Origin of the sequence: Thioclava sp. NG1, assembly GCF_003122275.1 — a bacterium.
GTDB lineage: Bacteria > Pseudomonadota > Alphaproteobacteria > Rhodobacterales > Rhodobacteraceae > Thioclava > Thioclava nitratireducens.
Genome location: NZ_QFBB01000002.1, coordinates 355,466 through 373,340, shown reverse-complemented (window position 1 = coordinate 373,340; position 17,875 = coordinate 355,466). Strand labels below are relative to the sequence as shown.

At 65.6% G+C, this 17,875-nt stretch carries 19 protein-coding genes and 1 tRNA gene; 11 read left to right on the top strand and 9 right to left on the bottom strand.

All coding sequences use genetic code 11. The annotated features are described in order from the left end of the window. The first annotated feature begins 116 nt into the window (after positions 1–116). Both guaD and DEM26_RS04895 read left to right on the top strand, forming a co-directional pair. Positions 117–1,400, top strand: a complete 1,284-nt coding sequence (guaD, locus tag DEM26_RS04900; RefSeq protein ID WP_109171839.1) for a guanine deaminase — start codon at positions 117–119, stop codon at positions 1,398–1,400. Then, positions 1,397–2,128, top strand: coding sequence for a hypothetical protein (locus DEM26_RS04895; protein ID WP_109171838.1), 732 nt, complete (start codon positions 1,397–1,399; stop codon positions 2,126–2,128). Before guaD ends, DEM26_RS04895 begins: the two co-directional genes overlap by 4 nt. Here the strand turns inward: DEM26_RS04895 and DEM26_RS04890 are convergent. The 7 genes from DEM26_RS04890 to DEM26_RS04860 all read right to left on the bottom strand — a co-directional run bounded on the left by DEM26_RS04890 (position 2,118) and on the right by DEM26_RS04860 (position 8,721). Beyond that, a complete protein-coding gene (locus DEM26_RS04890; protein WP_109171837.1) occupies positions 2,118–3,455 on the bottom strand; it encodes an 8-oxoguanine deaminase in 1,338 nt (445 codons plus the stop codon). The two genes, DEM26_RS04895 and DEM26_RS04890, sit on opposite strands and share 11 nt — an antisense overlap. 78 nt (positions 3,456–3,533) lie before the next feature. Further along, on the bottom strand, positions 3,534–4,100 hold the full coding sequence (locus tag DEM26_RS04885; protein ID WP_109171836.1) for a peroxidase-related enzyme: 567 nt from the start codon (positions 4,098–4,100) through the stop codon (positions 3,534–3,536). Between the two features lie 76 nt (positions 4,101–4,176). Continuing rightward, on the bottom strand, positions 4,177–4,986 hold the full coding sequence (gene xth, locus DEM26_RS04880) for an exodeoxyribonuclease III (protein WP_109171835.1): 810 nt from the start codon (positions 4,984–4,986) through the stop codon (positions 4,177–4,179). 66 nt (positions 4,987–5,052) lie between these two features. Further along, the gene (locus DEM26_RS04875) at positions 5,053–5,670 is read right to left on the bottom strand and encodes an inner membrane-spanning protein YciB (RefSeq protein ID WP_075776121.1); all 618 of its coding nucleotides are present in this window, start codon (positions 5,668–5,670) and stop codon (positions 5,053–5,055) included. Between the two features lie 6 nt (positions 5,671–5,676). Next, positions 5,677–6,579, bottom strand: a complete 903-nt coding sequence (locus tag DEM26_RS04870; protein ID WP_075776122.1) for an EamA family transporter — start codon at positions 6,577–6,579, stop codon at positions 5,677–5,679. Between the two features lie 179 nt (positions 6,580–6,758). Then, entirely contained in the window at positions 6,759–8,027 is a 1,269-nt protein-coding gene (gene ftsY, locus DEM26_RS04865) for a signal recognition particle-docking protein FtsY (RefSeq protein ID WP_109171834.1), read from the bottom strand. A 55-nt stretch (positions 8,028–8,082) separates the two neighbouring features. After that, complete coding sequence (locus DEM26_RS04860) at positions 8,083–8,721, bottom strand: lysoplasmalogenase (RefSeq protein WP_088721908.1); 639 nt, start codon at positions 8,719–8,721, stop codon at positions 8,083–8,085. A gap of 95 nt (positions 8,722–8,816) precedes the next feature. Between DEM26_RS04860 and DEM26_RS04855 the strand changes: the two genes are divergently transcribed. Continuing rightward, positions 8,817–10,037, top strand: a complete 1,221-nt coding sequence (locus DEM26_RS04855) for an alkane 1-monooxygenase (RefSeq protein ID WP_109171833.1) — start codon at positions 8,817–8,819, stop codon at positions 10,035–10,037. A gap of 56 nt (positions 10,038–10,093) precedes the next feature. Further along, positions 10,094–10,501: a hypothetical protein gene (locus DEM26_RS04850; RefSeq protein ID WP_075776124.1), complete on the top strand. Its 408-nt coding sequence runs from the start codon at positions 10,094–10,096 to the stop codon at positions 10,499–10,501. Positions 10,502–10,504: 3 nt separating this feature from the next. Here DEM26_RS04850 and xseA read toward each other — a convergent pair whose 3' ends face one another. Continuing rightward, the gene (xseA, locus tag DEM26_RS04845) at positions 10,505–12,085 is read right to left on the bottom strand and encodes an exodeoxyribonuclease VII large subunit (RefSeq protein WP_109171832.1); all 1,581 of its coding nucleotides are present in this window, start codon (positions 12,083–12,085) and stop codon (positions 10,505–10,507) included. A 93-nt stretch (positions 12,086–12,178) separates the two neighbouring features. On the opposite strand from xseA, the gene purD reads away from it, so the two are divergent. The 5 genes from purD (at position 12,179) to DEM26_RS04820 (ending at position 15,971) form a co-directional block, all read left to right on the top strand. Further along, the gene (gene purD / locus DEM26_RS04840) at positions 12,179–13,444 is read left to right on the top strand and encodes a phosphoribosylamine--glycine ligase (protein WP_109171831.1); all 1,266 of its coding nucleotides are present in this window, start codon (positions 12,179–12,181) and stop codon (positions 13,442–13,444) included. Positions 13,445–13,877: 433 nt separating this feature from the next. Then, positions 13,878–13,952 (top strand) — tRNA-Gly (locus tag DEM26_RS04835). Positions 13,953–14,080: 128 nt separating this feature from the next. Beyond that, entirely contained in the window at positions 14,081–14,668 is a 588-nt protein-coding gene (gene hisB, locus DEM26_RS04830; protein ID WP_109171830.1) for an imidazoleglycerol-phosphate dehydratase HisB, read from the top strand. Beyond that, positions 14,668–15,306 (top strand): imidazole glycerol phosphate synthase subunit HisH, encoded by a 639-nt coding sequence (hisH, locus tag DEM26_RS04825; RefSeq protein ID WP_109171829.1) that lies wholly within the window; start codon positions 14,668–14,670, stop codon positions 15,304–15,306. Before hisB ends, hisH begins: the two co-directional genes overlap by 1 nt. Then, positions 15,306–15,971 carry an adenine nucleotide alpha hydrolase gene (locus tag DEM26_RS04820; RefSeq protein WP_233243025.1) on the top strand — a complete coding sequence of 222 codons (666 nt, stop codon included), beginning with the start codon at positions 15,306–15,308 and terminating at the stop codon, positions 15,969–15,971. Before hisH ends, DEM26_RS04820 begins: the two co-directional genes overlap by 1 nt. Before the next feature lie 52 nt (positions 15,972–16,023). On the opposite strand, the gene DEM26_RS04815 is transcribed toward DEM26_RS04820, so the two are convergent. Further along, positions 16,024–16,410 carry a DUF2147 domain-containing protein gene (locus DEM26_RS04815; protein ID WP_088727003.1) on the bottom strand — a complete coding sequence of 129 codons (387 nt, stop codon included), beginning with the start codon at positions 16,408–16,410 and terminating at the stop codon, positions 16,024–16,026. 143 nt (positions 16,411–16,553) lie between these two features. Here DEM26_RS04815 and hisA point away from each other — a divergent pair, with 143 nt between their 5' ends. Beyond that, entirely contained in the window at positions 16,554–17,273 is a 720-nt protein-coding gene (gene hisA, locus DEM26_RS04810; protein ID WP_109171827.1) for a 1-(5-phosphoribosyl)-5-[(5-phosphoribosylamino)methylideneamino]imidazole-4-carboxamide isomerase, read from the top strand. A gap of 102 nt (positions 17,274–17,375) precedes the next feature. After that, positions 17,376–17,843 (top strand): hypothetical protein, encoded by a 468-nt coding sequence (locus tag DEM26_RS04805; protein ID WP_109171826.1) that lies wholly within the window; start codon positions 17,376–17,378, stop codon positions 17,841–17,843. Positions 17,844–17,875: the final 32 nt, after the last annotated feature.

Here is a 17,875-nt window from a genome sequence, read left to right as displayed (position 1 = left end):
ATAGCTGTTTTCTCGCAGATGGACAGGGGGCGGAGCCGAAAAAGAAGCGCCGCCACGGCAGAGATTTACCTTCGCCCCGCCCCGCCCTAGCATGACGCGTCGGACAGGAGAGAATGATGGCTGAACTGCATCTTGGGCAGGTTCTGGAATATCGCGGCGACGCGCTCGTCGAAGGGCCTGAAGTGGTTGCACATCGCCGGCGCGGTGGCGTGCTGGTCGAGGGCGGCCTTATCGCCGCAGTAGGCGAGGCCGACGACCTGCGCGAGGATCATCCGCAGGCCGAGATCACCGATCACGGCGATCATCTGCTGTCGCCCGGCTTCGTCGACGCCCATGTGCATTATCCGCAGACTGCGATCGTCGCGAGCTGGGGCAAGCGCCTGATCGACTGGCTCAACACCTACACCTTCCCCGAGGAGATTTCCTTCGCCGATCCCGCCCATGCCGAAGAGATCGCGACACGCTATCTCGATCTGGCGCTGATGAACGGCACCACCTCGATGTGCAGCTATTGCACGATCCATCCCGCCAGCGTCGAAGCCTTCTTCGCAGCCGCGAAGGCGCGCGGGATGCGGGCGGCGGCGGGCAAGACCTGCATGGACCGCAACGCGCCGGAGGCTTTGCGCGACACGCCGCAATCGGCCTATGACGACAGCCGAGTCCTCTTGCAGAAATGGCATGGCGTGGACCGGCTGAGCTATGTCATCACGCCGCGCTTCTCGCCCACCTCGTCGGCCGATCAGCTGGCCGCGCTGGGGGCGCTCTGGGCGGAACATCCCGATTGCCTGATGCAAACCCATCTGAGCGAGCAGGTGGACGAGATCGCATGGGTCCGCGAGCTATATCCCACCGCGCGCGATTACCTCGACACCTACGAGACCTATGATCTACTGGGCGAGAACGCGCTTTATGGTCACGCGATCCATCTGGAGCCGCGCGAAGCCGACCGGATCAAGGAGGTCGGCGCGGCGCTGATCCATTGCCCGACCTCTAACACCTTCATCGGCTCGGGGCTGTTCGACTGGCCGACACGTCTTGCCGAGGGGCAGCGGATCGGGCTGGCCACCGATACCGGCGGCGGGTCGAGCTTCTCGATGCTGCGCACCATGGCCGCAGCTTACGAGATCGGCCAGCTGACGCATCAGCCGCTGCACCCCGCGCAGCTTTGGTGGCTGGCGACGCAAGGCTCCGCCAAGTCGATGCGGATGAGCGACAAGATCGGCGCGCTGGCGCCGGGAATGGAGGCGGATTTCATCGCGGTCGACCTCGCCTCGAGGCCTGCCATCTCGCAGCGTGCCGACCGTGCGAACGACGTCTGGGAGGCGATCTTCCCGACGATCATGATGGGCGACGACCGCGCCATCGCGGGAACTTGGGTCGCAGGCAAGCGGCTGCATTGACCGATCCTGCCTTCGAGAGGATCTACGCCCGCGCGCCTTTCACGGTCGATTTTCTTGACGGTGGCGGCGACGATCTGGTCATCTCTTTCGCCTCGATCGGACACGATCCCAGCCGCCCGCCCGCACCGGAATTCGTCGCCACCGCCACGGGGCGCGGCACGCCGGGCTTCCCACGCCGGGCGCTGTTCATCAGCGACGACAGCCGAAGCTGGACGAACGATCCTGGCTTCGCCCCTGCCCTGCGTGCAGCCTTGGCAGAGGTGCGGCGCCGCCGCCCCGTGACCCGGATCGCTGCCATTGGGCTGTCGATGGGTGCGGTCTCGGCGCTGGTCGCAGCGGAGGTGCTCCCGGTTGACGTGGTGCTGGCCTTGTCTCCGCAATTCTCGGTAAAACCGGGCGTCGTGCCGGGGGAGGCTCGATGGAGCGAGTGGACGAGACAGATCGCGACCTTCGCGCGCGAGACGACTCCGCTTCCGCCCGCGACCTGCTGGGCGATCCTGTGTCACGGCGCGCAGGACGATCTGGCGCAGGCGATGCCCTTCCCGCACCCATCAAATGTCGATCACCTGATCTTCCCCGATCTCGGCCATTCCGACCTCGCACCGCATCTGAAGGCGCGCGGAGGCCTCTCGGGGTTGATGGAGTCTGCCCTTGCAGGCGACCGTCGCCGCTTGCTGCGGATCGCCAGCGCCGCCGGGGCCGTGCGGCGCGAGAAATTCAGCCCATAAGTGCTGATGCGAGGCGGTTCTGCGTCTCGATCACGCGCGGCAGGTCGATCGTCACAACCTGCCCGTCGCGCACCACCTGGCGGCCCTCGACGAAAAGGTGTTTCACCTTGGGCGGCCCGCAGAGTACCAGCGCCGCGACCGGATCCCACGCGCCTGCCGCCGCCAGCCCCGAGACATCCCAGATTGCCACATCTGCCCGCTTGCCCGGCGCGAGTACCCCGCAATCGGGACGGCCCAGAACCTGCGCGCCACCTAGCGTCGCGATCTCCAGCGCCTCGCGCGCGGCCATCGCGTCGGCGCCGTTTTGCACCCGCTGCAGCAGCATCGCCATGCGCGCCTCGCCGATGAGGCTCCCTGCATCGTTCGAGGCCGAGCCATCGACGCCAAGCGCCACCTTAACCCCCGCGTCGCGCATCTGGCGCACCGGCGCGATGCCCGAGCCCAGACGGCAATTCGAGCACGGACAATGCGCAACGCCGGTCTGTGTGCGCGCGAACAGGTCGATCTCGCCCGCATCCAGCTTCACGCAATGCGCGTGCCAGACATCCTCGCCGGTCCAACCGAGATCTTCGGCATATTGCCCCGGCCGGCAGCCAAACTGCTCCAAGCTGTAGGAAATATCCTCGTCATTCTCGGCAAGATGGGTGTGCAGCATCACGCCCTTGTCGCGCGCGAGCAGCGCCGCGTCGCGCATCAGCTCGCGCGAGACGGAAAACGGCGAACAGGGCGCGATCCCCACCCGGCACATCGAACCTTCGTTGGGATCGTGGAACGCGTCGACGACCCGGATGCAGTCGTTCAGGATCGCTTCTTCGCGCTCGACCAGGCTATCGGGTGGCAGGCCGCCCTCGCTCTCGCCGATGCTCATCGCGCCGCGCGTGGGATGGAAGCGCAACCCCAGTTCCGCCGCCGCGTGGATCGTGTCCTCCAGCCGCGCGCCATTCGGATACATGTAGAGGTGATCGGAACTGGTGGTGCAGCCGGTCAGCGCCAGTTCCGCCAGTCCGACCTGCGCCGAGACTCGGATCTCCTCGGGGCCCATCTTCGCCCAGATCGGGTAGAGCGTCTGCAGCCAGCCAAAGAGCAGCGCATCCTGCCCGCCCGGCACCGCACGGGTCAGCGTCTGATAGAGGTGATGATGGGTGTTCACGAGCCCCGGCGTGACGACGCAGCCCTTGGCCTCGACCACCTCGCCCATGCTTTCCAGCCCCGGCCCGACAGCTGCAATCTGGCCGTCGCGCAGCAGCAGATCCGAGCCCTTCAACTCGCGCCGGGCGCCGTCCATCGTGACGACCACCTCGGCGCTCCGGATCAAGATCTCGCCCATCGCGCGTTCCTCCTAGCTGGCCCTCTGTCTGATCTTGCCAGACCCTAGACCGCGCGGATGGGCGAAGACCAGAGGCGCTCAGCGCCCCATCGCATAGAACTCGGGGTTCGGCGGGATCGAAGCCATGTTCACCAGCCGGTTCGACAGGCCGAAGAACGCCGTTATCCCGCCGATATCCCAGATATCGTCATCGGTGAAACCATGGGCGCGCAGCGCTTCGTAGTCAGCCTCCTCGACCTCCTGCGCCCGCAGACTAACCTTCATCGCGAAATCGAGCATCGCCCGCTGGCGCGGCGTGATGTCGGACTTGCGGTAATTCACCGCGACCTGATCGGCGATCAGCGGGTTCTTGGCGCGGATGCGCAGGATCGCCCCATGTGCAATCACGCAATACTGGCACTCATTTGCCGCCGAAGTCGCCACGACGATCATCTCGCGCTCGGCGATCGTCAGGTTGCCAGGCCGCTCCATCAGCGCGTCGTGATAGGCGAAGAAGGCGCGGAACTCGTCGGGGCGATGCGCCAGGGCGAGGAAGATGTTCGGGATGAACCCGGCCTTCTCGTAAACCGCCTCGATCCGCGCGCGGATATCCTCTGGCATGTCGGCGAGTTGCGGCACCGGGTGCCGGCTGATCTGGTCTTGCATCTGGGGTCTCCTCTCTTTCGCCGCCACTATGCACAGTCGCGGCGAGGCCGAGGAAATGACGTTGCGGCAATCGCGATCAGACGTCGAGCGTGATCCAGACCGGAACGTGATCAGAGGGCTTGTCGCGGCCGCGGATTTCCTTGTCGATGCCGACATCGCGCAACAGGTCCGCCGCCTGCGGGGACAGCAGCAGATGGTCGATCCGGATGCCATTGTTCTTCTGCCAGGCGCCTGCCTGATAGTCCCAGAACGAGTAGTGCCCCGGCCCCTGCACCCGGGCACGGAAGGCTTCGGTGAAGCCAAGATTGAGGATACGGCGGAACGCCTCGCGGCTTTGCGGAAGCGCCAGCGCATCGCCGCGCCACGCTTCGGGCTTCGCGGCATCCTCGTCCTGCGGGATGATGTTGTAATCGCCCGCCATCACGAAGGGTTCTTCCAGCGCCAGCAGCGCCTCGGCCTGCGCCTGCATCCGCTCCATCCACGCGAGCTTGTAGGCGTATTTGCCGCCCGCGACAGGTCGCCCCGCATCGTCGAGTTCCACCGGGTTGCCGTTGGGCAGATAGAGGCCACAGAGCCGCACCGCGCCCTTCTCGCCGACGACGGTCGCCTCGATCCAGCGCGCCTGCTCATCACCCTCATCGCCGGGCAGCCCCCGCGTCACATCCTCCAGCGGCAGTTTCGAGAGGATCGCAACGCCGTTGAAACCTTTCTGCCCATGTGTCTCGACGGAATAGCCCAGATCCTCGAACAGCTCGCACGGGAAACCCTCGTCGACCGACTTGATCTCCTGCAGCAGGACCACGTCCGGCTCGGCCTCCTTCAGCCAATCGACCAGCGCCTGATGGCGCGCCTTGATGCCGTTGATGTTGAAGGTGGCGATTTTCATGAGAGGCTCCGGCTTTGGCAGTCGCGACAGGTGTAACGGATCGCGGCGGGCGCGGACAGGGCGGAGTTACTTCTCCGCCTCGTCCCCCTCTTCCTTTTCGATGCCGTGGCGCTCGAAAAGCTTGGTCTGCGACATGATGAAGACGATCAGGATGATCGGCAGGCCGAAAGTCTTGAAATCGACCCAGATCTCGTCCGACATCGTGCGCCAGACGATCTCGTTGGCCACCGCGAGCGCGAGGAACAGCCCCACGAAGCGCTTGGTCAGGATCATCCAGCCCTCATGCGCCATCGGGATCGCCTCGTTCATCACCAGCTGCAACCACGCCTTGCCGCGGATCAGCCCCGCCCCGAGAATACCCGCGAAGAGCAGATAGATGATGGTCGGCTTCATCTTGAAGAAGGTCGGATCGTTCAGCCAGACCGATAGCCCGCCGAAAATCAGCACCAGAACCAGCGTCGCGATCTGCATCGCCGAGATCTTGCGCGTCAAGGCCCACAGGATCAGCGTCGAGGCGGCGATCAACGGGATGAACAGCGCGGTGGCCACGACGAAGCCCGAATAGTCGGTGCCGAGGATCGCGTAGGTGCCGTCCTTGAGCCGGTTGAAGGCGACGAAGAAGACGATGAGCGGCCCCCAGTCGAGCGCCGCTTTCACCCACGGGGAAATCTTTTTCTCTGCCATCTGCCTTTACCTGCCTGCTATCTCAACGATCACGGCCCCCGCCGCGATCAGCGCCATCAGGGCCGTACGCCGCGGCCCAACTTTCTCGCCCAGCACGAGCCAGCCGATGAGGGCTGCGAATACCGTCGAGGTCTCGCGCAGCACCGCCGCCTCGCCCACCTTGTCGAGCCGTGTCGCCAACATGATCGAGCCAAAGGAGAAATAAGCAACAATCGCGCCGATAACACCCCTCTTGATGAGCGGCACCATTTCCGAACTCGGCAGCTTCGTCCAGCGCCGCGCGGTGAAGATCGGCATGAACCAGCCGTCGATGAAGAAGAACCACGCCAGGAAGGTGAAGGGATCGGCGGTCGCCCGGATGCCATAGGCGTCATAGGTGGTGTAGAGCGCGACGAAGGCACCGGTCGCCACGGCGAGCATCAGCGCCGGCACCATCGTCTCTCGATCGACCGTCACATTGCGCAGGTTGTAGATCGCAAGACCGTAGATCCCGGCAAGAAGCGTGGCCACCCCGGCCCATTGGCCGATCGTGAAATGCTCTCCGAAGATAATCCCCGCCCCGATCACCGCGAAAAGCGGCCCGGTACCACGCACGACCGGGTAGACCACCGTATAGGCCCCACGCTGGTAGCAGGCCGCCTGCAGCAGCTTGTAGCCGACATGGATGAAGAACACGCCCACGAAGATCGGCCACATGTAGGGCTCGGGCCACGGCACCACGAAGAGCGCGAAAGGGGCCGCGATGATCCCGTAGCTCGCATCGATCGCGGCGCGGCTGAGCCACGGGTCGTGCCGCCCCTTCTGCAACGCACCGAACAGCGCGTGCAGAAAGGCCGCGAGCAGCGCGAGGCCCAGCGCGAGGTGCTTGCCGGTCTCGGTGCCCGAGACAGAGATGATCCAGTCGCTCAAGGGGAAGTCCTTCGTGATCTCGGGCGCTAGGGGGCGCTGCCCCCTCTGGCCTCAGGGCCATTCACCCCCGGGATATTTCGACCAAGGGGAAGAGGAAAGGCGCAGGGCTCTCTTCGGGCTTGCACAAATATCCCGGGGGGCGCGCGCAAGCGCGGGGGGCGGCGCCCCCAATCGCGGGTTCAGTCTTCGAGGCCCACGAGGGCCTGCGCGAACTCTTCCGGATCGAAGGGCGCCAGATCGTCGAGCTGCTCTCCCACCCCGATCGCGTGGATCGGCAGGCCGAACTTGTCGGCCAGCGCGACCAGCACGCCGCCTTTCGCAGTGCCGTCGAGCTTGGTCATCACCAGCCCCGACACGTTCGAGATCTTGCGGAAGACATCGACCTGCTGCAGCGCGTTCTGCCCCGTCGTCGCATCGAGCACGAGAAGCGTGTTATGCGGCGCGGTTTCGTCGACCTTGCGGATCACGCGGACGATTTTCGCCAGCTCCTCCATCAGATCGGCGCGGTTCTGCAACCGGCCAGCCGTGTCGATCATCAGAAGGTCCGCCCCCTCGGCCTCGGCCTTCTTCATCGCGTCATAGGCAAGCGAAGCCGGGTCGGAACCTTCGGGCGCGGTCAGGACCGGCACGCCGGCGCGATCGCCCCAGACCTGCAGCTGTTCGACGGCGGCTGCGCGGAACGTGTCGCCCGCCGCGATCACGACCTGCTTGCCGGCTGCGCGGAATTGTGAGGCGAGCTTGCCGATCGTCGTGGTCTTGCCCGACCCGTTGACGCCCACCACCAGCACGACCTGCGGCTTCTTGGGGTAAAGCGGCAGAGGTTTCGCGACCGGCTCCATGATCCGGGCGACCTCTTGGGCCAGAAGCCCCTTGATCTCGGAAACCGAGAGCTTGCGACCCATCCGCCCCTCGGCAAGGTTTGCCGACACGCGCAGCGCGGTGTCGACGCCCATGTCTGAGGCGATGAGCAGCTCTTCGAGGCTTTCCAGCATCTCGTCATCGAGGACACGGCGCGGCTCGGCGGGTTTCGCCTCTCCGCCGCCGAAGATGCGGCCCAGAAGGCTCGGCTTCTTCGACTCGGGGTTTGGACGCTCGGGCGCGGGCTCGACGTCGAGCGGGTCCTTTGCGATCTGCGCGTGTTCCTCTTCGACCGGTTCGGTGACCGGGGCGGGCACGTAGCCGGGTGCGGGCGGCGTCGGATCGGGGAGGTTGATCGTCTCATCATGCCGGGGCTCGGGTTCGGGTTCGGGCTCCGGCCCCGGTTCGGCACGGCTACGCGGCGCGGCCTCGGGGGAGGTCTCTGCGGGCGTCGCGGGCGCCGAAGGTTCCGGCGTCTCGGCGACCTCGTCTTCACTGGAGGCATTCTCGGCGACGATATCCTCGAGCCCCTGCTCGAGCTTTGAGGAAGAACGCGTCAGACGCGATTTGAGCTTTTTGAAAAACGACATGGATCAGGCCTTTCCTTACGCTCCACCTAGTTCATCGCAGTCCCGGATGGAAGGCTTATCCCCCGGCGAAACCCGATCCCGCGCCCCAGCCGATCAGCGCCTGACCGCCCCAGTAGAGCACCCAGAGCGCGCGCGCCGCGATCCGCTTACGTCCGGCGTCGTGCAGCACGAACATCTCCAGCGCGAGGATCAGGTCGGAAAGCACGAAGGCGAGGCTACCCAGGATCACCAGCAGATAGCCCGCGGGCAGGCCCATCGCCACCGCCGCCATCGCGACGATGATCCAGATGTAGGCCCGCACCGGCCAGCACAGCCCGCCCGTCCGCGGCAGCAGCCAGAACTCCGCCGAGAGCCCCAGGGCGATGAGAGGGATGGTCCATGCCGAGGGCTGCGCGCCCATCTCGAGAAAGCCGATCAGATAGGCCAGATGCCCCGCCGCAAAGGCTGCCATGCCGATCAGGAAGGCGCGCTGGCCAGAGCGCGACAGGGCGAAGTCGCCCGCTGCACCAAGGGCGAGCCCCGCGAGGATCGCAAGCGGCGCGCCCAGGGCGGCCGCCATCGGGATCAGCGCTACGACGGAGGCGGTCTTCACGAGGGTTTTCGCGCTGCTTTCCCCCGCCCCCGCATGGCGTACGAGGTAGATTGCCGCGAAGACGGCGGCGATAACGAGGCTGATCGGAGCTGCGGACATCATCGCCACATCTGGCGCAGAAAAGCCCCGCCCCCGCAAGCTGAGTCACAAAATGGTCGAAATCGCCGAAAGAATGGCGCAAAACGATGGAACTTTCCATGTCGAGCGAACCGGACCCGCAGCACGTGACCCAAGGCAATGACCCGACGCGCAAGCGCCGCCTTCGCGGTGCGTTTGCAAATTTGCTGCGGCTCTCTCGCGAGATCCCGGGCGTCGACAGCTTCGCGGTCGTGACGCTTCTGCCGGTGCCGCTTTTGCTGGTGGCGGGCGTCTTCGGCGGGCTCGCGGCCTGGGCGGCGCTGGTCTGGATCGCGCTGTGCATGTTCCTCCTCGACGAGGCACTGAAGCATCCCTCTCCAGATGCGCCGGAGGGCTCGGAATTCCCGGCGGCCGATGCGCTGTCGACGACGCTGGCGGTGGTGCATTTCGTGCTGCTCGTGCTCGGCGTGGCGGCGATGTCAGGGCATACGATGCTGGAGGGCCCGAGCTGGATCGCGGTCTGGCTGGCCTTCGGGCTGTTCTTCGGACAGGTGTCGAATTCCAACGCGCACGAGCTGATCCACCGGCCGGACAAACGGCTGTTTCTGCTGGGCAAATGGGTCTATATCTCGCTGCTCTTCGGCCATCACACCTCGGCGCATCGGCTGGTCCATCACCGTTTCGTCGCGACGCCGGACGATCCGAACTCGGCACAGCTTGGCGAGGGCTTCTGGTCCTTTGCGCCCCGCGCCTGGATCGGCAGCTTCGTCGGCGGCTACGAGATGGAGCGCAACCGCTTCGCCCGCCTGCCCGCGATCGACCCGAAAGCGCCGCTGAGCGCGCGGATCAAGGCGAGGATCGCGCGGCTCGGTCCCTACCCGTCCTATCTGCTGGGCGGGCTGTGGTTCGCGGTGCTGTTCGGGATGCTCTTCGGGGCCGAGGGCGTGGTGGCTTACCTGATGCTCTGCGCCTATGCGCAGGTGCAGATCCTGCTCGCCGATTACGTCCAGCATTACGGCCTATCTCGGAGGCGGCGTGGCGATGGCAGCTTCGATCCGGTCGATGCGCATCACAGCTGGGATGCGCCCGCGCCGATCACCTCGCTGTGGATGCTCAACGCGCCGCGCCATTCGGATCACCACGCGCATCCGGCGCGGGAATATCCCGCCCTTCGGCTTGGCGATCTGACCGAGCCGCAACGGCCCGTCCTGCCGCGCAGCCTACCCGCGATGGCGGCGCTGGCGCTGTTCCCGCCGCTCTGGCGCCGCGTCATGGACAAGCGCGTGAAGGCGCTGCAGCAGGACAAGCCACGCGGCGCCGAAGGGGCGAGCGCGCGCTAGGCAAGCGGGCCGCGATCTGGCAGGTTGGGTCAATGCAACAGCCGGAGCCTCCCTCGATGCGGCCGATACTGATCCTGATGCTGGCCCTCGCGCCGAACCTGTCAGCTGCGGCCGACCCGCTCGGTCCGCCTCTCAATGCAGAGCAGTTCGATCAGCGCACCGTCGGGCGCACCATCACCTATTCGGTCTTCGGCCAGCCCTACGGGTCCGAGCAATACAAGCCCGGCCACAAGGTGATCTGGGCCTTCACCGAAAGCGAATGCAAGGAAGGTGACTGGTATCAGGACGGGCAGTATATCTGCTTCGATTACGGCGAATACGCGCCGCTGCAATGCTGGACCTTCTATGACACGGCGAAGGGGCTGGTCGCGCAGTTCAAGGGAGATCCCTCGCAGGAACCACTGGTGAGCCTGTCGGAAAGCCACGACCCGCTGATCTGTCAGGGGCCGGACGTCGGCGTATAGGTTTCAGAACAGGCTACCCTGAGACGGTCCCGGATCGGGCTTTTTCTTCTTCGGCTTCGGCGGCGTCGCACTGCCGCCACCGCCCGGAATGACCGCGAGCTTGCCATCGGCGAACTCGATCTCGAGACCGGACTGTTTCTCCGCCACCACCTGCGACGTCACCACGCCGTCGGGCCCGCGCACCACCGCATAACCACGCTTGAGCGTCTCTCGATAGCCCAGCGTCTGGCGCATCCGGTCGAGCCGCTCGAGCCGTTCGCGCTGCGCTTCGATCCGTGCGGGCAGGCAGCGCTCCAGCCGGGTTTCCAGTCCCGTCAGCCGCTCCGCCCCTTCGCGGTTGCGCCGTTGCGCATCGCCGATCATCCGCACCCGCGCCGCATCCAACCGCCGCGCAAGCTGCGTGTGATCTTGCTTGGCGCGCCGCATCCGCGCCGCAGGTGCCGGAGCGAGCCGCGCCGACAGTCCGTCGATCTCCCGCGACCGATCCCGGATGAAGCGCCGAAGCAGGTTCGGCGAGATTTGCGCAGCCAGCGGCGCGAAACGGGTATTCTTGCGCAGAACCAGCGTGCGCAGCGCAGGCCCAAGCCGCTCGGCCCAGAGATCGAAGCTTTGCCTCGCCGGTTGCGTCAGCGCCTCGGGACGGCCCAGACCACGGGCCAGATCGCGCAGTCGCTGGCCCCGCTGATCGAGCCGCCCACGCGCCCCCCGCATCATCCGCGTCTGCGCCTCCGACAGCCACGCGGCCAGTTCGGCGCGCACCGGCACCGCCATCTCAGCTGCGGCGGTGGGCGTGGGCGCGCGCCGGTCGGCGGCGTGATCCACAAGCGTCGTATCGGTCTCGTGGCCCACCGCCGAAATCACCGGGATGTCGCTTTCGGCCACGGCGCGGACCACGGCCTCTTCGTTGAAGCCCCAGAGGTCTTCGATCGAGCCGCCGCCGCGCGCGACGATGATCAGATCGGGGCGCGGGATTTTCCCGCCCGGCGCCAGCGCGTTGAAGCCCCGCACCGCGCGCGCCACTTCCGGAGCGCAAGCCTGCCCCTGAACCGCCACCGGCCAGATCAGCACATGGCGCGGGAAGCGGTCAGCGAGGCGGTGCAGGATGTCGCGGATCACCGCCCCCGAGGGCGAGGTCACCACCCCGATCACCCGCGGCAGCCACGGGATCGGCTTCTTGCGGCCCGCATCGAACAGCCCCTCGGCGGCCAGCGCCTTGCGCCGCGCCTCCAGCATCGCCATCAGCGCGCCTGCGCCCGCCGGCTCGACATTGTCGACGATCAGCTGGTATTTGGATTGGCCCGCGAAGGTCGTCATCCGGCCCGTGGCGATGACCTCCATCCCCTCCTCTGGGCGGACCTGCATTTTCGCCACCTGCCCCTTCCAACTGACGGCAGCGATCACCGAGCGGTCGTCCTTTAGGTCGAAATACATATGGCCCGAGCGCGGCGTCGAGACACGGCCTACTTCGCCGCGCACCCGGACGCGGCCGAATTCCCCCTCGATCACCCGCTTCACCGCCCCCGAGATCTCGGAGACCGTGTAGTCATGCGCGTTCGAGCCGTTTTCGTCGTCGAGAAGGTCCATCTGCCCGCCTTGTTTCGCGTTGGTCCGGGGCGCCTTGCCTCGGGGTTTCGCGCAGCTTAGAAGGCAGCAAAGCGAAGGCCAAGGGGGCGAGCGATGAACATTCTGGTTCTGGGCGGCGGCGGGCGCGAACATGCACTTGCTTGGGCGATCAAGCAAAATCCGAAATGCGACCGGCTGATTGTGGCCCCGGGCAATGCCGGGATCGCGCAGATCGCCGATTGCGCGGCGATCGACCCGAGCGATGTGGCGGCGGTGCTCGAACTTTGCGAAGCGAATGCGATCGATTTCGTGGTGATCGGGCCGGAAGCGCCGCTCGCCGCGGGTGTGGCCGATGCGCTGCGCGATCAGGGCATCCTGACCTTCGGCCCCTCGGCGGAGGCCGCGAAGCTGGAAGCCTCGAAAGCGTTCACCAAAGAGATTTGCGACGCCTGCAACGCGCCCACCGCAGCCTATGCCCGCTTCACCAGCGCGGAAGGCGCGAAGGGCTATGTCCGGGAACAGGGTGCGCCTATCGTGGTCAAGGCAGACGGCCTTGCCGCTGGCAAGGGCGTGATCGTCGCGATGACGCTCGATGAGGCCTTCAACGGCATCGACGAGATTTTCGGCGGCGCCTTCGGAAGCGCTGGCGCGGAAGTCGTGATCGAGGAATTCATGGAGGGTGAGGAAGCCTCTCTCTTCGTGCTTTGTGACGGCGAGAACGTGCTGGCCGTCGGCGGCGCGCAGGATCACAAACGTGTCGGCGAAGGCGATACCGGCCCGAATACCGGCGGTATGGGCGCCTATTCCCCCGCCCCGATCCTGAGCCCCGAGATCGAGGCGAAGGCGATGGACGAGATCGTCCGCCCCACCGTCGCCGAGATGGCCAAGCGCGGCACCCCTTTTCAGGGCGTCCTTTATGCCGGTCTGATGATCGAGAACGGCCAGCCGCGTCTCGTGGAATACAACGTACGCTTCGGCGATCCCGAATGTCAGGTGCTGATGCTGCGGCTCGGCGCACAGGCGCTCGACCTGCTGCTGGCCTGCGCGGAAGGGCGGCTGAACGAAGTGCAGGCGCAATGGGCGCCCGATCATGCGATGACGGTGGTTATGGCGGCACAGGGCTATCCCGGCGCCTATGAGAAAGGCTCGGTGATCGGCGGCCTCGACGCGCTGCCCGAGGACGGCTCGCACATGGTCTTCCACGCTGGCACCTCCGAGAAAGACGGCAAGATCGTCGCGAGCGGCGGCCGGGTTCTCAACGTGACAGCCCGCGGCGCGAACCTGCAGGAAGCGCGCGACCGCGCCTACGCGATGGTCGATGCGATCGACTGGCCCCAAGGCTTCTGCCGCCGCGATATCGGCTGGCGGGCGCTGAACTGACCTGATGCATGGAGGGGGCTCTGCCCCCGCTCGCGTTCCGCGCGCCCCCCGGGATATTTCCACCAAGCCGAAGGCGCGCAACGAAGTCTTAACGACAGCTGCGTTAACAAAGAATCGCGGAACAGGCGGGGACGCCGATGACCGCCCAAGACGAAAGTGCCCGGCTCGCCCGCCCTTCTGCGGATCGAGTCGGGCATTTTTCGTTTTCGGCTTGGTCAAATATCCCGGGGGGCTGGCGCAGCCAGCGCGGGCAGAGCCCCCTCGCTTGGCGCATCCTGAGCCCGCCGGCTTGCGGTCCTCTTACCTCGCGAGGCGCTTCCAACGCACCTCACTGCCGCCTGCCGAAACGTCAGGCAGAAATTTTCCCCTTCGCGCAAAATTTCCTCTTGCAGCCTACGCCGCTATCCCCTAAATCCGCCTCCACCGAACCGGCGCGGGCGTAGCTCAGGGGTAGAGCATAACCTTGCCAAGGTTAGGGTCGGGCGTTCGAATCGCCTCGCCCGCTCCAATACAAAAAAGCCTCCCTTCGGGGAGGCTTTTGTTTTTCCGCCGCACCGATCCTGCAATCGACAGCAGCCTGCTTGAGCGCGCCCCCTGCCCCGGCCTATAAGGCAATGAGTTTCAAGGAGGCGCCCAATGCGCAAGGCCACGATCAGCCGCAACACCGCCGAGACCGAGATCAGCGTCGAGATCGATCTCGATGGCACCGGTCAGTATGACAACAAAACGGGCGTGGGCTTTTTCGACCACATGCTCGATCAGCTCGCACGGCATTCGCTGATCGACATGACCGTGCGGGCGAAGGGCGACCTGCATATCGACGATCACCACACGGTCGAGGATACCGGGATCGCGCTGGGTCAGGCCCTGGTGCAGGCGCTTGGCGACAAGCGCGGCATCCGGCGCTACGGCCATTTCGCTCTGGCGATGGACGACACGCAGGTCTCCTGCGCGCTCGATCTGTCCGCGCGGCCTTTCTTCGTGTGGAATTGCGACATGCCCTCCCCGAAGATCGGCACCTTCGACACCGAGCTGGTACGCGAGTTCTTCCAGGCGCTCGCAACCCATGGCGGGATTACGCTGCATATCGACCGCGTGCATGGCTTCAACAGCCACCACATCGCCGAAGCCGCGTTCAAATCGGTCGCCCGCGCCCTGCGCATGGCGGTCGAGCCCGATCCGCGCATGGGCGGCGTGCTGCCTTCGACCAAAGGGGCGCTTTGATGCTCACGGCACTGGTCGATTACGATTCGGGCAACCTTCACTCGGCAGAGAAGGCGTTTCAGCGCATGGCGAACGAGACGGGTCACGGCACGATCGTCGTGACCTCGGAGCCCGACGTCGTCGCGCGCGCCGACCGGATCGTGCTGCCGGGCGACGGGGCGTTTCCGTCCTGCAGCGCGGCGCTCTATCGCTTCGAGGGGCTGGCGCAGGCGATCGAGGAGGCGGTGACCGTGAAGGGCCGCCCCTTCCTCGGGATCTGCATCGGCATGCAGATGCTCGCGACGCGCGGGTTGGAATTCCGCGAGACCGAGGGCTTCGGCTGGATCCCCGGCGAAGTGGTGAAGATCGAACCCTCCGATCCGTCGATGAAAGTCCCGCATATGGGCTGGAACGATCTGGTGGTCGGCTACAATCACCCGGTTCTGAGCGGCATCAACACCGGCGATCACGCCTATTTCGTGCATAGCTACCACTTCCAGGTGGCTGAGCCTGAGCACCGTCTGGCCTATGCCGAATATGGTGCGGAGATCACCGCGATCGTGGGCCGTGACAATATCGTGGGCACCCAATTCCACCCCGAGAAGTCGCAGGCGACCGGGTTGCGGCTGATCGCGAATTTCCTCGGCTGGAAGCCCTGATGGCCCCCAAAGCGGTTCTGTCGTGGTCGTCGGGCAAGGATTGCGCGATGGCGCTGCATGCTTGCCGGACCGAAGGCCACGCGGATGTCGTGGCGCTGCTGTCCACGACCAACGAGGCTTTCGACCGGGTCGCGATGCACGGCACCCGCAATGAGCTGCTGCGCCGTCAGGCGAAGGCCACGGATCTGCCGCTGATCGAGGTGCCGCTGCCCTGGCCCTGCTCGAACGAGGATTACGAGGCGCGGATGGCCTCTGCCATGGATCAGGTGAAGGCGCTAGGCGTCGAGACGATGGTCTTCGGCGATCTTTTCCTCGAAGACGTGCGCGATTACCGGATCGCGAAGCTGAAGCCGCTCGGCGTCGAGGCGCTGTTTCCGCTCTGGCAGCGCCCTACGGATCAGCTGGCGCGTGAGATGATCGCGGCGGGGTTCGTCACGCATCTGGTGACGGTGGACCCGAGCAAGCTCGACCGAGGCTTCGCGGGGCGGCGTTTCGATGAAAGCCTGCTGGCCGATCTACCTGAAGGCGTCGATCCCTGCGGCGAGAATGGCGAGTTTCACACTGCCGTCAGTGCGGGCCCGATCTTCGACGCGGCGATCCCGGTGCGGGTGGGCGAAACCGTTATGCGCGACGGCTTCGCCTATGCCGATCTGATCCCGGAGTAACTCCGGCGAGAAATCCCGGCCCGCCGCATCCGCGCAAGGCCGGGGAGAAAAGTCACTTCACGCGCTGCCAGTCCTGCGATTTGCAGAAGAGGCCGCCGGCCACGCAACCCGCCAGCGCCATCGCGTTGCCCTGAACGGTAATCTTGCCGAGGTAGATCTTGTTGTTCGACGGACGCCAGACCTTGCCCTTGTACTTGTTGTCGCCCTGGGGCTCCATTCCGATCACGAGTTGCTTGCCGAGATTCTCCGACTTGTACTCGCTGCCGCCCTTGAAGGTGCGCACGATGGTACCGCAGAATTTCGCACCGCAGGGCGCGATGTCCACATAGGCATAGGCGCCGTCATCGGGCTGCGTCTTCCAGGTGCCCTCGATCGGGTCGGCCAGCGCCGCGCCTGCGCCCAGTGCCAGAGTCGCTGCTGCGATCATCAATGTCTTCATGGCAAATCTCCTCCCTTTTGCCTGCTGGCCGCATCAGGCCATGCAAGACCGATTCCCGGCAAGACTGACGTGACGTCCGCGTCAGGCTTGGAAAATCCGCGAACCCGTGGCAAGAGGCGACGCGACAAATCAGGAGAGCCCCGATGATCCTCTACCCCGCGATCGACCTCAAGGATGGCCAATGCGTGCGCTTGCTGCATGGTGAGATGGACAAGGCCACGGTCTTCGGCGACGACCCCGCGGCGCAGGCGGCCAAATTCGAGGCGGCGGGCTGCGAATGGGTGCATCTGGTGGACCTCAACGGCGCCTTCGCGGGCGAGCCGGTGAACGCCGCCGCCGTCGAGGCGATCCTGTCGCGCATCAAGGTGCCCGCACAGCTGGGCGGCGGTATCCGCGACATGGCGACGATCGAGCGCTGGCTGGATAAAGGGCTTGCGCGGGTGATCCTCGGCACCGTCGCAGTCGAGAACCCCGATCTGGTGCGCGACGCGGCGAAAGCCTTCCCCGGCCAGGTGGCCGTCGGAATCGACGCGCGCAACGGCAAAGTGGCGACCAAGGGCTGGGCGGAAGAGACCGATGTGATGGTCACCGATCTGGCGAAATCGTTTGAGGACGCGGGCGTCGCCGCGATCATCTACACCGACATCATGCGCGATGGCGCTATGGGTGGACCGAACATCGCCGCGACCGAGGCGCTGGCGCGCGCGGTCGAGATCCCGGTGATCGCGAGCGGTGGGGTCTCCTCCCTGCCCGACCTGATCGCACTGCGCGACACCGGCGTGATCGCGGGCGCGATCTCGGGGCGCGCGATCTATGACGGAGCACTCGATCTGACCGAGGCACTGGCTGCGTTGCGCGCCTGACGCAGCGCAGAGGAAATCCCGCAAAAGTGACACAAATCATTGCGTGGTGTGATTTTCCGCGTGAGGCTGGAGCCAGCGTTAACACCAAGTGTGGAGTGTGCCATGAAACGCATGATGACGATTGCCGCGGTGACTGCTTGCCTCGCAAGCGCCGCAGTGGCGAATGATACAAAGGGGTTTGTGGGTCTGAACTGGACCTTCGGCCCGGGCGCGAGCGGCCTCGAAGGGGTGTTCGGCGCGATGAATTACGACCTCGATCCGGATGGCGACATCAACGGGGCAAAGCTGTCACTGCATCTCGGCATGGGGCCGGGACCGGTGCAGGGCAAGATCAAGCTGACGGGAGTCGCCGGTCAGGACAACGCCATGGCGGAGCTGGGCATGGGCTATGGCAGCCGTGGCTGGTTCGGCACGGGCGGGCTGATGGGCAAACATTGGACCGTTGGCGGCGATCTGTTCTTCAACGGCGGTTGGGAAGGCTTCGGCGGTATTCACAGCCTGAAATTCGATCCTCCGAAGGCTCCGGCACCGTCGCAGACCGGAGAGCAGCTGCCGCAGACGCCCGGCTAAGTTCCATCACGCGACAGACCACATAAAGACAG